Source organism: Rufibacter sp. LB8 (assembly GCF_014876185.1).
Taxonomy (GTDB): domain Bacteria; phylum Bacteroidota; class Bacteroidia; order Cytophagales; family Hymenobacteraceae; genus Nibribacter.
In genome coordinates this window covers 796,492-811,939 of sequence record NZ_JADALJ010000001.1, presented here as the reverse complement: position 1 = coordinate 811,939, position 15,448 = coordinate 796,492, and the positions used below count along the sequence as shown (strand labels likewise).

Sequence of the window (15,448 nt, the reverse complement as noted above, 5' to 3'; positions counted from 1 at the left end):
GTTATGTTTCCCACCCCTCTTACCGTCTGGCAATAAAGTAACGGGTAATGGCCGCCACATCCAGCACCAGGCAGACTTTGCCTGATCCTAAAAGCGTCACCCCCGCGTAAATTTCAATGGTATTCACCGGCTTGCTCAGAGCCTTAATCACAATATCCTGCTGCCGAAGCAACTTGTCTACAATGAGCCCCAGTTTCCGGTTGTTGTACGTGACAATGATGACATTCTGCACATCGCCTTCCAGCTTTGATTTTTTGCCGTTGTAATCTTGCAGATCCACTGAGAACAATTCTCGCAGGTACACAATGGTGATGGTTTCGCCGTTGATGTCAGCTACCAACAGATCCCCAACCTCATGCAGCTCACTGGAGGGCAAGGCCACCACAGAGTCTGTGTGCATCAACGGTATGGCGTAGTAGTTTTCCTCCACCTGGCACAACAGCGCGCCTTTTACGGCAATGGAAGTTGGCAAGTACAGGGTAAAGGTGGTGCCTTCGCCTTTTTTGGAGTCAACCCGAATACGACCGCCAATGGAATCAATAGCATTCTTCACCACATCCAATCCCACGCCCCTACCAGACACCTCGGTGATTTCTTTGGCCATGGAAAAACCGGGCTCAAACAGATAAGACAACACCTCGGTGTCTCTGAGGTCTTCCACGGCATCTTGTGACAGAAATCCTTTCTGAACAATGGCCCTTCTCACTTCCTGTTGGTCTATTCCCTTTCCGTCATCAGATAGTTTCAGGATAACGGTATCGCGGTCATTCTGCGCCGAAAGGATGATATTCCCCTGCGCCGGTTTTTTCATTTTTTTACGGACATCGGCTTTCTCAATGCCATGCGAGATGGCATTTCGCATTAAGTGCAGCAGCGAGTCTGTGATAATCTGGAGGATGTTCCGGTCAATCTGAATGTCCTGCCCTGAGATTTCAAGGTTAATTTCCTTTTTCTCAGCCAGGGCAATGTCCCGCACAATTCTGGGGAATTTGTTGAACAAGGACCCCACATTTACCAGACGGGCGTCCATCACGCTGTACTGCAATTCCTCTGTGATGCGGTACAAGTGCGCACTTACGCTCTTGAGATCATCATGGTCCAGTTCCTTGCTAATAGAGAAGATGCGGTCGCGGTCAATGATCAACTCCCCCACCAAATTAAGCAGATGGTCCAGTTTTTTAATCTGGATGTAGATGAGGTCAGAGAGCGAGAGGTTTTTGGTGTTGTAGTATTTCTGAACCTTGGCCAGTTCAGAGCCACCGTCGCCGGTGCTGTTAACAATGATGTCCAAATTCCGCAACAGCGCAGGGCTGGGTTCAATTTCATCGGTGCCGTCTACATTGGTGATCAACTCACCCAGCATGTCTACGCCATCAAACAGAACGGTCACCACCTCATCACTGAAGGTTAGTTCCTTGTTCCGGATTAGCCCGAAGGCCGTTTCCAGCTTATGCGAAACGTCGGCAATAGTTAAATACCCAATAGCCTTGGCGTTGGCTTTGAGGTTATGGAGCAACCGGAAAATCTCGGCCAACAGCTGCTCATCCTGCGGACTTTTTTCCAAGTCGCTGATGTGGCGGCTGAGCGCGTCATAGTACTCGAGAGCCTCGGCTATGAATATCTCCTTATATTCCTGGTCTCTCGACTTCATCCAATCAAATTGCTTTGGAGTATATGCCTCCTGTTACGGTCTGTGACAAACCGACCAATTATAGAATTTATCTGGCCCAAGGCGAACACGCCATTGACCGCACCACTCTCTATAGCCGATTTCGCCATTCCAAAAATAGAGGAGGTGGCCTTGTTCTGGGCAATGACTACGCCGCCTTGTTGCCTGATGGCTTTGGCGCCTTCGGTGCCGTCTTGGCCCATGCCCGTCATGATCACGCCCATGACCTGGCTTTGCGCACAAACCGCCGCGGATTTCATTAATACATCCACTGACGGCGAATCCAAAGCCGTGGCCGGTGACAAGTGCAAGGTTAACGCTTCTGGCCTCAACGCATTACGCCGAACCTGCATGTTCATGCCACCCGGAGCAATAATAACGGTTTGGGGCGTAAGCACCATTCCTTGATAGCCTTCCTCCACCCGCCATTGGGTTATCTTTTGTAATCTTTTGGCCAGGCGCTTGGTAAACTTTTCAGGCATGTGCACCGCCACTAAAACCACCGTAGGTTGCGGAACCTCCAAATCCTTGATTAAATGCTCCACCGCGGCCGAACCGCCAGTAGAGGCTCCCACCACCACCACACATAGCGGTGGAACCGCAAAACCCGGAAGGCTGAACGAAGGCCCTGTTTCAAAAGACGCCACCTTTAAAGGAAGTGCTTTCACAACGGAATTGGCTCTGCTTTTAATGAAAGAAAAAGCAAGGCTGCGCAGTTGTGCTAGTAAACCTGCCTTTTGCCCTTCAGGGCCTGCTTCTCCCCTGGTCAACTGGTAACCTTGCGTGCCAATCACCTGCATCTGATTTTCCTGCCAGAGCGGATTTCCCTGAGCAAGTTTCTGCGAAACCAAAAGCAGGTTAGACGTTCCTTTGCCAAAAACTGCGTGAAAGGACGGCAAGTTTCCGCTTAGCGTAAGATCTGGGTGCGACAAGATCACATCTGGCTGGTAGGTAATCGCTTTGAATAGCAGCTCTTCACGTGTTTGGGCAGTATCCACTACCTCCAGGTACGGCTCCGCCTCTAGCATGCCGGAGAGGGATAACCTGGAACGAGCGGACGAATCCGCGATTAAAATTTTAATAGTGGTGGGTTGCGCGTGCAGCACGTGAATTCAGATACAACGGTAAACGTTAGACTATTCCTCGTCTTTGAATGCCTGGTTCAAGGCCTCCAACACTTTGTCTTCAGAGAAAGGTTTGATGATGTAGTTCAAAGCACCATATTCAGAGGCCTCGTTCATGATCACTTCCTGCCCTACGGCGCTGACTATCACCACTTTGATCTCTGGGTTGTCTTGCTTGATGCCTTTTAGCACGTCAAGGCCGGTATTGTCTGGTAAGATCACGTCTAAGGTCACCAGATCCGGAATTTTTTCCTTGGCCATTTGCAGAGCGGTTTTGCCATCTGGCGCTTCGCCTACCACGTCATAACCTGCATCTAGCAACATGTTTTTCAACATAGTGCGCATGTAGAATGAATCATCTACAATCAGTATTCTTTTTTTACCGGTAATTTCCATAGCAATTCTTATAAGAAATGGGCACTAAGCTTTTAATTCCATGATTTCATCTGAGGTCAGGATTTTATAGATATCCAGCACAATGATGAGCCTGTTATCTATCTTACCTATACCCTCAATGAAATTCTCGTTTATGTTGATGTCCTGAATAAAAGAGGGCGCTTTGTCTATGCTGGAAACGGGCAAGGTCAGGGATTGTGGCACTTCGCGCACAATGAATCCCATGGTATAGTCCTTTGCCTCCATCACCAGCGTGTACGTATGCCGGTCTGGTTGCCCAGAGAGGCGCTCTATGCCAAAGCGCTCTTCCAGGTCCATAATGGCTATAATATCACCTCTAATATTGGATACTCCCTTAATAAAGGAAGGTGTTTTGGGCATTCGGGTAATCTCTGGGGTAATGGTTACTTCCTTTACCTGGTCAATCCGGACGCCGTATTCTTCTGTGCCTAGTTTAAAGACAATCAGATGCACCTTCACCTCTACGGAGGCATCTTTTTTATCACGAATATTCTGTGACTCCATTACTCCTGACCTCTGTTTTTACTTACCTTTTTGGCAGCAGTCTTTTTAGAAAAATCTTCCTCGTTTATCTCCTGATTGGCCATAGGACGGTTGCGGGAACCAGGCACGGCTGTTAGTTTCCGGTTGTTCCGGTTAGGAAACACAATGTTACCGTTAATCAACTTGAAGGCCGAAATACCTACCTGCAAGTCATCTGCAATGTCATTCAGGCGTTGTGAAGAAGACGTCAGTTCCTGCATGGAAGCCGAAAGCTGCTTGGCGGTACTGGCCACTTGCTGCGTACCCGAGGCCGTTTGCTCGGCAATGGCTACCACTTCTTCCACGTATTTCACTACGTCGCCAATAGAGGTCTTTTGAACTTCAGTAGATTCCAAAATGTCCTGGGCACTGCGAAGCGTTTCACCGCTGGAAGTAGCAATGTTCTTAAAGGCGCCGGATGCTTCAAACGTAGCATTCTTTCCTTTCAACACACGTCCTTCCATGGTCGCAATCGCCGCGGCGGCTGATGATGTATCTTTCTTCACATCATCTACCAGTGTGGCAATCTCACTCGCTGACTTTCTGGAGCCCTCTGCTAGTTTTCTAATCTCTTCCGCTACTACCGCAAAACCACGTCCTGCTTCACCGGCTCTGGCTGCCTCAATGGCCGCGTTTAAGGCCAGCAAGTTGGTTTGGGCGGCAATGTCAGTTATTACTCCAAGCGACTTAGAGATTTCCTGGCTACGGGTACTCAGTACTTCAATGGTTTTGGCAGTTAACGCCGCTGAAGAAGAAATCTCCTCCATGTTCCGCACCACCTCAGCCACTGTTTTCAGACCTAATTGAGAAGTTTCCTCTCCCATTACCGCTGAACGGTTCACCACATCTGCCTTGTTGGCGGTTTCTTTAGTGGCCTTCATGATTTCTTCAATCAGTTTGAAGGCCTGGTCTGTTTTCAATGCTTGGTTTTGCGCACCCTCTGCCATTTGTTGCATGGCCAAGGCTACATCAACCGTTACCCTGTTCATCTCTAATCCTTTGGCTGCCATCTCTTCAGAAGAGCTTCCCACAATCAGAGAAGAATCGTTGATTTCACCTAATAGTGCATTCAGGTTGTCAACTGCCAGGTTCAAGGCGTTAGACATGGCCAGAATATCACCAGCGGTATGGATTTCTACTTTCTGGGTCAAATCACCCTCAGAGATAGAACGCACCACTCTGGACACTTCCAGCACCGGCGTTACAATAGACTCTAACAAGTCATTTAATGTATCCACTAGTTCTTTCCAGCTACCAGATACACCATGCACCGTGGCACGCTCCGTCAGTTTTCCTTCTACACCAGCTACTCTGGCCACCCGGCTAACTTCACCCGCTAAACGGTTCAAGTCTTCCACCATGCTGTTGATAGTGTCTGCCAGGTCTGCCAATTCACCTTTGGCTTGCAGGGTCAGTTTCTGGGTTAAGTCACCTTTAGATACCGCCGTTACTACTTTCACGATTCCTCTTACCTGTGTGGTAAGGTTAGAAGCCATGATGTTCACATTGTCTGTCAGGTCTTTCCAAACACCGGCCACATTTGGCACTGATGCCTGGCCACCCAATCTACCTTCCGTTCCCACTTCAAGGGCCACTCTGGTTACCTCACCCGCGAAGATATTCAGGGAATCCACCATCTGGTTCAGGTTATCCTTCAGCTCAGCCAATTCACCGCGTACATTCACCGTGATTTTCTGAGTCAAGTCACCTTTCGCCACTGCAGTCGCCACATTGGCAATGTCACGTACCTGAAGCGTTAAGTTGGAAGCCATGGTGTTCACATTGTCTGTCAATGCTTTCCAAACCCCACCTACGTTCGGCACGCTGGCCTGACCGCCTAGTTTTCCTTCGGTACCTACCTCCAACGCCACCCGGGTTACCTCACCCGCGAAGATGTTGAGGGAGTCCACCATCTGGTTCAATATATCTTTCAGCTGAAGGATTTCACCCTTCACATTCACTGTCATTTTCTGGCTCAAATCCCCTTTCGCCACGGCGGTTGCCACGTTGGCAATATCACGCACCTGGCTGGTAAGGTTAGAGGCCATGGAGTTCACATTGTCGGTGAGCATTTTCCAAGTACCGGCTACGTTTGGCACAGCCGCTTGTCCGCCTAGTTTACCTTCAGTACCCACTTCCAAAGCTACCCTGGTTACCTCACCGGCGAAGATGTTCAGAGAATCCACCATCTGGTTTAAGATGTTCTTCAACTCAAGGAGCTCTCCTTTAACATCTACCGTGATTTTCTGGGTCAAGTCACCTTTCGCTACTGCAGTCGCCACGTTAGCGATGTCACGTACTTGGAGCGTCAGGTTGGAGGCCATGGAGTTCACATTGTCGGTCAGCTCCTTCCAGGTGCCGCGAACTTTTGGTACTGATGCTTGTCCACCCAATTTACCTTCGGTTCCTACCTCTCTTGCCACGCGAGTTACCTCGTCTGCAAAGATGTTGAGGGAGTCCACCATTTGGTTCAGGTTGTTTTTCAGCTCAGCTAATTCGCCTTTTACATCAACAGTAATTTTCTGGCTTAGGTCACCGCGTGCTACAGCAGTCGCCACATTCGCGATGTCACGTACCTGAGAAGTCAAGTTGCTGGCCATGTAGTTCACATTGTCAGTGAGGTCTTTCCAAACACCACCCACATTAGGAACATTCGCCTGACCACCTAAGATACCTTCAGTACCCACTTCTCTTGCCACCCTGGTTACCTCACCAGCGAAGATGTTAAGGCTATCCACCATCTGGTTCAGGTTGTCCTTCAATTGAAGGAGCTCGCCTTTTACATCAACGGTGATTTTCTGGCTCAAATCTCCTCTCGCTACTGCGGTCGCTACATTGGCGATGTCACGCACCTGAGAAGTCAGGTTAGAGGCCATGGAGTTTACGTTGTCCGTAAGCGCTTTCCAGGTTCCGGCTACGTTCGGCACTGATGCCTGACCGCCCAGTTTACCTTCAGTTCCCACTTCTTTCGCAACCCTGGTTACCTCACCCGCAAAAATGTTAAGGGAATCCACCATTTGGTTCAGGTTGTCCTTCAGCTGAAGGAGCTCGCCTTTCACGTTCACGGTGATTTTCTGGCTCAAGTCGCCACGAGCAACCGCAGTTGCCACGTTGGCTATATCTCTTACTTGCAGCGTCAAATTAGACGCCATGTAGTTTACATTATCAGTTAAGGCTTTCCAGGTACCGGCTACGTTTGGCACTGATGCCTGACCGCCCAGTTTACCTTCGGTACCAACCTCAAGAGCCACACGGGTTACCTCACCGGCGAAGATGTTCAGAGAATCCACCATCTGGTTCAGGTTGTCCTTCAACTCAGCTAGTTCACCTTTCACACCAACAGTAATCTTCTGGCTCAAGTCACCTCTCGCTACCGCCGTCGCAACATTGGCAATGTCACGCACCTGTGAAGTCAGATTAGACGCCATGTAGTTCACGTTGTCGGTGAGGTCTTTCCAAACACCACCAACATTAGGCACTGATGCTTGGCCACCCAACTTACCTTCGGTTCCTACCTCTCTTGCCACACGGGTTACCTCACCGGCGAAGATGTTCAGACTGTCCACCATCTGGTTTAGGTTGTCCTTCAGTTCGGCTAATTCGCCTTTCACGTTTACCGTGATCTTCTGGCTTAGATCACCACGTGCCACCGCAGTTGCTACGTTGGCAATGTCACGTACTTGCAGCGTCAGGTTAGACGCCATAGAATTTACATTATCTGTAAGGTCTTTCCAAACACCGCCTACATTCGGCACACTTGCTTGGCCACCCAATTTCCCTTCAGTACCTACCTCCAACGCCACACGGGTTACCTCACCCGCGAAGATGTTCAAGGAGTCCACCATCTGGTTGAGGTTGTCCTTCAGTTGAAGGAGCTCACCGTTAACATTAACTGTGATTTTCTGGCTTAGGTCACCACGGGCAACAGCCGTTGCTACGTTGGCAATGTCACGCACCTGAAGCGTCAGGTTAGAAGCCATGGAGTTTACATTGTCGGTCAGCTCTTTCCAGATACCGGCTACTTTTGGCACGTTGGCTTGGCCGCCCAAGATACCTTCGGTACCTACTTCTCTACCAACCCGGGTTACCTCATCTGCGAAGATGTTAAGGCTATCCACCATCTGGTTCAAGTTGTCTTTCAACTCGGCCAACTCACCACGCACGTTTACCGTGATTTTCTGGGTCAAGTCACCTTTCGCCACCGCGGTTGCCACGTTGGCAATGTCACGGAGCTGAGAGGTTAAGTTAGACGCCATGGTGTTCACGTTGTCGGTGAGGTCTTTCCACACACCGCCTACGTTTGGCACTTTCGCCTGACCACCTAATTTTCCTTCAGTACCCACTTCACGGGCCACTCTGGTTACCTCGTCACCGAAGATGTTCAGAGAGTCCACCATCTGGTTGATGTTCTCCTTCAGTTGGAGCATCTCCCCTTTCAGGTCTGCGGTTACTTTCTGGTCCAGGTTACCCTGGGCAACCGCCGTGGTTACTTTCGCGATGTCCCGTACCTGAGAGGTAAGGTTTGACGCCATCGCGTTTACGTTATCCGTTAATTCTTTCCAGATACCGGCTACGTTTGGCACGGAAGCCTGACCACCTAGTTTTCCTTCAGTACCTACTTCAAGGGCCACACGGGTTACCTCACCGGCAAAAAGGTTCAGGTTGTCAATGGTACGGTTAATGGTTTCTGCCATGACCTTAAAGTCACCGGACACGGGAATTTGGAACGTCTCGTCCAGGTTACCCCGGGAAATGTTCTTCAGTACCTTACCAACCTCCAATACCGGCACGGCGATGGAGTCCACCAGGCCGTTGATATTGTTGATCATGTCTTTCCAGAAACCAGAGGCGTTCTCAGCAGAGGCACGGGCTTTCAGGTTACCCTCAACTCCGGCTACTTTGGAGATACGCGACACCTCGCCCCCTACTCCCCCAATCATCTCCACCATGGAGTTGTAGGCTTCAGCTATTTCTGAGAAGATGTCATTGTTCTGTTTGGTCAGACGAACCGAAACGTCGCCTTTCTTAAACGCGTCAAGTGCGTAGAGTACGCGGTTGAGTTGTTCATTAATATAGTCTGAATCCTGCACCTGCCCGGCCTGACGTGGTTCGTCGCGCTTTCTGGCTTGGTCACTGGACCCAATAATCAGCGTCTTCTCAGATTTAGATGATTCTTTCTCAGTCTTTCCGGCAGCACGTGTTTTTGGCCCAGACACACTGGCGGCTGGTAACGCAGCCCCAGAGGTTTGGGAGTTGTCTGCGTTTGGCTCAGTTTCTTGCATGGGGGGAAGAGGATCTACATCTGGCAACGCATCTGAGGAAGCCACCGGTGTTTTGGGCGTTGTCTCAGAATTGTTTTCTGCAGGCGTTCCTGCCTCAGCCTTCCCAATCAATTTGTCTTTGTTAAGTTTTAAGTTTTTACCTAAAGCCATCTTATCTATGATTGAAGAGCGTTTTTTAGTCTTGGTTAGGGGCAAACAAGTTTGCCAATATAATTAGTTCTATCTGTTTACTGCGTGCAAACGAAGGAGCAATTTACTAAATTTAAAGGCAAAAAGCCAGTGCTTTGGCTATTTAATGGCCACAAATTCACTTGCCAGCCCAATATAATCTTTTGCGCCGTAAGATGACGCATCATAATCCAACACACTTTGCCCAAAAGAAGGCGCCTCGGCCAGTTTCACGTTGAGCCTGATGCGTTGTTTGAAGATGTATTCATCCACATTCTCTTTCAGGTACTCCTCTATCTCGGTGCTGAGTTTGCGGCGTTTGTCATACATCACCACCACAATGCCCTTCACCCTGAGCTTGGGGTTGAGGGTTGTTTTGATCTGGTTCACCGTATTCAAAATCTGCCCCAGCCCTTGCAGGGTAAGCACTTCCATCTGCAAAGGAATGAGCACTTCCCCAGAGGCGGCCAGGGCGTTCACAGTTAAAAGAGAAAGCGATGGCGGGCAGTCTATGAGAATGTAGTCAAACGCGGGCACCTCTTCCAGCATCTGCTGCAGAAATCGCTCACGGTCTTTTTGGGTCACCAGGGAAATCTCAATGTCCACCAAGTCATTGGAGCCGGGAGCCACCATGAGGCCATGCCGTTCCACCAGACAGTCAGCTAGTTTTTGCTGCCCGGTAAAGACATCGGCCAGCGTGCAGGTTGGCTCCGTGATTCCCAGTGAATAAGAGAGGTTGGCTTGAGGGTCCAGATCGATCAATAAAACGCGCTTTCCTTGCTTTTGAAGGGCACTTCCCAGATTGATGGTAGTGGTGGTTTTACCAGTACCTCCTTTTTGGTTGATGACCGATACGATTGTTGCTGCCATAGGTTGCAAAGATTCTGAAATATTTTTCTGGGGCTAGATAGTGCGCTAAACTACACATTATTTACCGCATTTATTTCCCGTTTTCGGGCTCATTTCCAGAAATGAGCCCGAAAACGGAAAATCCTCACTGCCCAACGTACTTGGCCATTAATTTACAGGACTTGGCCCGCAGATCCCGCCAGTGGGACCCGCTGTACTGCAGCCAAACCAAGGTGGCCGGCCTGAAGGCCAACTCCTCATCTTGTACCTGCAGAAGCATGGCCGCCAAAAACGCAATGGTAGGGTTATGGCCCACCACCAACAACGTATCCACATCTTCATGCACGCCCTGCACTATGGACTGAATATCATGCTCTGTACCCAGGTAAAGGTCATTTTCAAATTCTATCGGTACTTTTTTAGGCAGGGCATCCTCTGCTTGCTCCCAGGTGTGGCGGGTGCGCACGGCGGGGCTGCACAACACCAATTGCGGAACCAGCTGTTGCTCCACCAACCAAAGGCCTGCCTGGCCCGCCTGTCGTTCCCCAAAGAGCGTGAGCACCCGGTCACTGTCTGTTTGCCCGGCCTCTTTTTCAGCGGCGGTGGCGTGGCGCATCAATAGCAGATTTTTCATAGCATAGGGTCATTAAAAAACCTTTTCAGGCCCCAAAGGTATATTCTATTTACAGTATCTGAGCAAGCCACTTCACTACCTCGGTTTGCATTGTCTCAGAAAATTACGTCATCTTTGAAAAAATTTCGGGCAGTGCCCACCTCATTTCCTCTATGATAAAAAACTTAGTGATTGTGGAGTCGCCGGCCAAGGCCAAGACCATTGAAGGATACCTGGGCAAGGATTTTATTGTAAAATCCAGCTTCGGGCACGTGCGCGACCTCCCCAAAGATAACAATGCCATTGATATACAGAACGGATTCAAACCCACCTACGTCATCAATTCTGACAAACGCGACGTCATTGCCCAGCTGAAGAAACTGGCCAAAGAAGCCGAAGTGGTGTGGTTGGCGTCTGATGAGGACCGCGAGGGAGAGGCCATCAGCTGGCATTTGTCTGAGGCCCTTAACCTCACCGAGGCCAAGACGCGCCGCATTGTGTTTCGGGAAATCACCAAAAACGCCATCTTAAACGCCATAGATAATCCTCGCACCATAGATGTGAACTTGGTGAACGCCCAGCAGGCCCGCCGCGTGCTGGACCGTCTGGTAGGGTTTGAGCTGAGCCCCGTGCTCTGGAAAAAAATTAAAACTGGCCTTTCTGCCGGCCGTGTGCAGTCTGTGGCCGTGCGGTTGGTGGTGGAGCGCGAGCGCGAAGTGGAACGCCATAAATCTGAATCTGCCTATAAAGTGACCGCGCATTTTGACGCCGGCGGCAAGAAACTGGAAGCCGAACTCAACACGCGGTTCAAAACCCATAACCAGGCCGAGGATTTCCTGAAGCGTTGCCTTGGGTCTTCGTTCACCATTGACAGCCTGGAGAAAAAACCCACCAAGCGCACACCAGCCGCCCCTTTCACCACCTCTACCCTGCAGCAGGAAGCCAGCCGCAAACTTTCATTCTCTGTGGCCCAGACTATGCAAGTGGCGCAACGCTTGTATGAAGCCGGTAAAATCTCCTACATGCGTACTGACTCTGTGAATTTGTCGCAGGAAGCCATGACCGCGGCCGCCGCTGAGATTGCCCGCACCTTTGGTGACAATTACGTGAAGACGCGCCAGTATAAAACCAAATCTAAGCAAGCCCAGGAAGCCCACGAATCCATCAGGCCCACAGATTTTGCCGCCGTGCAGGCCAGTGATGACCGCAACGAGCAGCGGCTGTATGATTTGATCCGAAAACGCGCCATCGCGTCGCAAATGGCCGATGCGGAGATTGAGAAAACCACCGCCACCATCACCATCAGCGGCCAACCCGAGAAACTGATCGCCACCGGCGAAGTAATTCGGTTTGAGGGTTTCCTGAAAGTGTACACGGAGTCAACGGATGATGAAGAAATAGCCGATGATGACGTGAAAGGCATGTTGCCGCCGCTTTCTGAAGGCCAGGATTTAAAGCTGCAGCGCCTGCAGGCCACCGAGCGGTTCAGCCGCCCGGCCCCGCGCTACACTGAAGCCAGTTTGGTGAAGAAACTAGAGGAAATGGGAATCGGTCGTCCTTCTACCTATGCGCCTACAATTTCAACTATTCAGAAACGCGGTTACGTAGAAAAAGACAATAGAGAAGGCAAAGAACGACCTTACAACGTGCTCACGCTGGAGAACGACAAAATAGCTACCCAGAAGAAAACCGAGATGGCCGGTGCTGAAAAAGCCAAACTCTTCCCCACTGACATTGCGATGGTGGTGACCGACTTTCTGGTGGCCCATTTTGAGAGCGTGATTGACTATTCTTTCACTGCCAAAGTAGAGGAAGAATTTGACGAGATTGCCGCTGGTAAAAAGCAATGGGACAAGATGTTAGACACATTCTACTCAAGTTTCCATAAAACCATTGAAGCCAGCGCAGATGTGGAACGCTCCACCGTAAGCGGTGCCCGCGAATTAGGTCTTGACCCAGTGTCAGGCTTGAAGCTTGTTGCCAAGTTGGGCCGCTTCGGGCCGTACGTGCAGTTGGGCGAGGAAGTGGAAGGCACGGAGTTAAAACCAGTCTATGCCAGCCTTCGCAAAGGCATGTTTTTGGAGTCTATCACTTTGGAGCAAGCCTTGGAATTGTTCAAGTTACCCCGCGTGGTAGGTGAGTTTGAAGGCAAGGAAATGAAAGCGGCCATCGGTCGGTTTGGTCCATATATTCAGCACAACAGCAAGTACTTTTCCTTGACCAAGGAAATGGATCCCTTGCTGGTGACTGAGGCCGAAGCTATTGCTTTGATTGAAGCCAAACGCAAGGCAGATGCGGAGAAGCACATCAAATCGTTCCCCGAGAATGAAGACGTGACCGTGCTGAACGGACGCTTTGGCCCTTACATTGTGGTGGGCAAGAAGAACGTAAAAATCCCGAAGGGCCAGGAACCGTCTGAGTTGACTTTGGAGCAATGCCTGGAATTGGCGGCCAACACCCCAGACAAACCGGCACGCGGCGGGTTCAAGAAAAAAACCGCCGCCGCAGACACGCCAGCCGCTAAAAAACCGGCAGCCAAGAAAGCAACCGGTACCACCAAAGCTGCAGCCGCCAAAAAAACCACCACAACAAAGAAGACCACCACAACTAAGAAGAAAGCCAGTTAATCTGCTCCTTCGCAATTCTTCAAAATTTCCGTTTTCGGGCTCGTTTTAAGAAATGAGCCCGAAAACGGAAATTCTTTTTTTATAGGTGATAGGTTGATGGTTGGTGTAAACTGACCACTTTTTTTTGTCATCCTGAAAAGATCTATTGGGCCTTGCTAGAAAAACACTTGGTATTCAGTCCTTTTAAAGGATATGTCTAAAATCTTTCCAGGAAATAAAAACAGGATTTTAAATTCCGTTTTTGGCTTCGTTTCTGGAAATGAGCGCCAAAACAGGTAAATTCATTTCTTCGTAATCTGAACCATCAGGTTTAAAATTATCTGGTTCTTCATTCTCATTTCTATGTCTTTAAACAAACAGAAAATTGTGGTTTTAACGGGCGCGGGCATCAGCGCCGAAAGTGGTTTGGCCACGTTTAGAGACGCCAACGGGCTTTGGGAAGGACATGACGTGATGGACGTGGCTTCGCCGGAAGGCTGGCAGAAAAATCCTGAACTGGTGCTGGACTTCTATAACCAACGCCGGAAAAGCGCCCTTGGCGTGGAGCCCAACGCGGCCCACAAAGCCTTGGTAAACCTGGAGCAGAAATTTGACGTGCACATCATCACCCAGAACGTGGACAACCTGCATGAACGCGCGGGCTCCACTAATATCCTGCATTTACACGGCAAGCTGTTTGAAAGCCGTAGCACTAAAGATGAAAACTTGATTTACCCTATGCAAGGCTGGGAATTGAACCTGGGCGATGTCTGTGAGAAAGGCTCCCAACTTCGGCCCAACATTGTCTGGTTTGGCGAAGCCGTGCCTTTGATTGAGCAGGCCGCCCAGGAAACCATGACCGCCGATTACATCATGATTGTGGGCACCTCCATGCAGGTTTACCCCGCGGCGGGTTTGCTGTCTTACGCGCCGCATGACGCACCCGTCTATTTCATTGACCCCAACCCCAATGTAACCTCGCGCCGAAACTTGACCATCATCAAAGAAAAAGCCACCGTGGGCGTGCCGGAATTAGTGAAGAAGCTGCTGGCAGAGGCGTAGCGTTTTGGGGCTCATTTCTGAAAATGAGCCCCAAAACGCTACGCCGGTAATTCCCAGGAACCGTTGGGGTCAAACCAAAGATCTTCTCCCCTTACCTCCAGCGGCGCTTCTAAATTATTCACGTACAATTGCCCGGTGCCCAGGCCCTGCGGCAAAGGGTTGTCAAAATCCCCGGCAAACTGCGCGACGGCGTTCAAGCCAATGTTAGACTCCAGCGCCGAGGTCACCCACCAATCAATCCCCAGCGACTGCGCCACCTGAATCCATTCTCGGGCGTTGAACAGACCGCCCACCAGCGTGGGTTTCAAGATGATGTACGGCGGCCGAATGGTGTTCAGCATATTCCATTTTTCTTCCTTGTTCATCACGCCAATCATTTCCTCATCCAGGGCAATGGGAATGGGGGAAACTTCGCACAGTTCACACATTTCATTCCACTGCCCCGGTTGAATGGGCTGCTCCAGCGAATGAATGTCAAAGGCGGCCAGCTGTCTGATTTTCTCTTCGGCGTTAGCCGCCGCAAAGGCACCGTTGGCGTCTAGCCGAATCTCCAGGTCCTGGGCGGGGGCAAAGCTCCTTATTTCGCGGAGCAACTTAATTTCCTGCGCAAAGTCAAGGGCACCAATCTTCAATTTAAGGCAAGTGAAGCCCTGTTCCATTTTTTTGGTGATCTGCTCGCGCATGAAGTTGGGCTCCCCCATCCAGATAAGGCCGTTGATTTTAATGCTTTTCTGGCCTTTGGCGAAGGCGTTGTCATACAGGTGGCGTTGGCCGCCGCGCAGCAAATCTACCCAGGCAGTTTCCCAGGCAAAACATACTGAGGGCCAATGCTTCAGTTTCTGCCAAAATTCCTCGCCGTCTTCCTGGTCTATAGATTCCACCTGCAAGTCATTGTATTGCTGGCAAAGGTTCTGCAGCACGGCAAAGAAATCTGGGGAATAATCAAGGCTGAGGCCGGGCAGCGGGGAACCTTCGCCCCAGCCTACTTTTTCTGGTTGCCGGGTGTGGTGCAGCCGCAGGTAGCAGGCCTGGTGGACGTGCATGGCGCCGCGCGAGGTGCGGGCCTGGAACTTGAACTGCAAGTCTCTTTTGAACGGGGTTAAGACAAACGGCATCTGGCGCAGGTAATTGGAGGA

The 15,448-nt window shown here is 50.3% G+C and carries 10 protein-coding genes; 2 read left to right on the top strand and 8 right to left on the bottom strand.

What is annotated here, in order from left to right; translation table 11 throughout:
• Nucleotides 1–19: 19 nt before the first annotated feature.
• The 7 genes from IMY23_RS03480 to IMY23_RS03450 form a co-directional block, all read right to left on the bottom strand.
• A complete protein-coding gene (locus IMY23_RS03480) occupies nucleotides 20–1,651 on the bottom strand; it encodes a chemotaxis protein CheA (RefSeq protein WP_192820758.1) in 1,632 nt (543 codons plus the stop codon).
• Nucleotides 1,648–2,697, bottom strand: a complete 1,050-nt coding sequence (locus IMY23_RS03475) for a CheB methylesterase domain-containing protein (RefSeq protein WP_192820757.1) — start codon at nucleotides 2,695–2,697, stop codon at nucleotides 1,648–1,650. Before IMY23_RS03475 ends, IMY23_RS03480 begins: the two co-directional genes overlap by 4 nt.
• 108 nt (nucleotides 2,698–2,805) lie before the next feature.
• Nucleotides 2,806–3,189 (bottom strand): response regulator, encoded by a 384-nt coding sequence (locus IMY23_RS03470; RefSeq protein ID WP_192820756.1) that lies wholly within the window; start codon nucleotides 3,187–3,189, stop codon nucleotides 2,806–2,808.
• A 24-nt stretch (nucleotides 3,190–3,213) separates the two neighbouring features.
• Nucleotides 3,214–3,714: a chemotaxis protein CheW gene (locus tag IMY23_RS03465; protein ID WP_192820755.1), complete on the bottom strand. Its 501-nt coding sequence runs from the start codon at nucleotides 3,712–3,714 to the stop codon at nucleotides 3,214–3,216.
• Nucleotides 3,714–9,164 carry a HAMP domain-containing protein gene (locus tag IMY23_RS03460; protein WP_225986400.1) on the bottom strand — a complete coding sequence of 1,817 codons (5,451 nt, stop codon included), beginning with the start codon at nucleotides 9,162–9,164 and terminating at the stop codon, nucleotides 3,714–3,716. The genes IMY23_RS03465 and IMY23_RS03460 overlap by 1 nt, the downstream gene beginning before the upstream one ends.
• A 138-nt stretch (nucleotides 9,165–9,302) precedes the next feature.
• Nucleotides 9,303–10,052 carry a ParA family protein gene (locus tag IMY23_RS03455; RefSeq protein ID WP_192820754.1) on the bottom strand — a complete coding sequence of 250 codons (750 nt, stop codon included), beginning with the start codon at nucleotides 10,050–10,052 and terminating at the stop codon, nucleotides 9,303–9,305.
• A gap of 124 nt (nucleotides 10,053–10,176) precedes the next feature.
• A complete protein-coding gene (locus tag IMY23_RS03450; RefSeq protein WP_192820753.1) occupies nucleotides 10,177–10,665 on the bottom strand; it encodes a histidine phosphatase family protein in 489 nt (162 codons plus the stop codon).
• A 152-nt stretch (nucleotides 10,666–10,817) separates the two neighbouring features.
• Here IMY23_RS03450 and topA point away from each other — a divergent pair, with 152 nt between their 5' ends.
• Together topA and IMY23_RS03440 are read left to right on the top strand one after the other, a co-directional pair.
• On the top strand, nucleotides 10,818–13,271 hold the full coding sequence (gene topA, locus IMY23_RS03445; protein ID WP_192820752.1) for a type I DNA topoisomerase: 2,454 nt from the start codon (nucleotides 10,818–10,820) through the stop codon (nucleotides 13,269–13,271).
• Nucleotides 13,272–13,613: 342 nt separating this feature from the next.
• Nucleotides 13,614–14,312: an NAD-dependent deacylase gene (locus IMY23_RS03440; protein ID WP_192820751.1), complete on the top strand. Its 699-nt coding sequence runs from the start codon at nucleotides 13,614–13,616 to the stop codon at nucleotides 14,310–14,312.
• Nucleotides 14,313–14,350: 38 nt separating this feature from the next.
• On the opposite strand, the gene menC is transcribed toward IMY23_RS03440, so the two are convergent.
• On the bottom strand, nucleotides 14,351–15,427 hold the full coding sequence (gene menC, locus IMY23_RS03435) for an o-succinylbenzoate synthase (RefSeq protein WP_192820750.1): 1,077 nt from the start codon (nucleotides 15,425–15,427) through the stop codon (nucleotides 14,351–14,353).
• Between the last annotated feature and the right edge of the window lie 21 nt (nucleotides 15,428–15,448).

Bases quoted from the DNA above. Each gene is read 5' to 3' on its own strand.
- IMY23_RS03480 (WP_192820758.1), bottom strand. From the start codon at position 1,651: ATGAAGTCGAGAGACCAGGAATATAAGGAGATATTCATAGCCGAGGCT.
- IMY23_RS03475 (WP_192820757.1), bottom strand. From the start codon at position 2,697: ATGCTAGAGGCGGAGCCGTACCTGGAGGTAGTGGATACTGCCCAAACA.
- IMY23_RS03470 (WP_192820756.1), bottom strand. From the start codon at position 3,189: ATGGAAATTACCGGTAAAAAAAGAATACTGATTGTAGATGATTCATTC.
- IMY23_RS03465 (WP_192820755.1), bottom strand. From the start codon at position 3,714: ATGGAGTCACAGAATATTCGTGATAAAAAAGATGCCTCCGTAGAGGTG.
- IMY23_RS03460 (WP_225986400.1), bottom strand. From the start codon at position 9,164: ATGGCTTTAGGTAAAAACTTAAAACTTAACAAAGACAAATTGATTGGG.
- IMY23_RS03455 (WP_192820754.1), bottom strand. From the start codon at position 10,052: ATGGCAGCAACAATCGTATCGGTCATCAACCAAAAAGGAGGTACTGGT.
- IMY23_RS03450 (WP_192820753.1), bottom strand. From the start codon at position 10,665: ATGAAAAATCTGCTATTGATGCGCCACGCCACCGCCGCTGAAAAAGAG.
- topA (WP_192820752.1), top strand. From the start codon at position 10,818: ATGATAAAAAACTTAGTGATTGTGGAGTCGCCGGCCAAGGCCAAGACC.
- IMY23_RS03440 (WP_192820751.1), top strand. From the start codon at position 13,614: ATGTCTTTAAACAAACAGAAAATTGTGGTTTTAACGGGCGCGGGCATC.
- menC (WP_192820750.1), bottom strand. From the start codon at position 15,427: ATGCCGTTTGTCTTAACCCCGTTCAAAAGAGACTTGCAGTTCAAGTTC.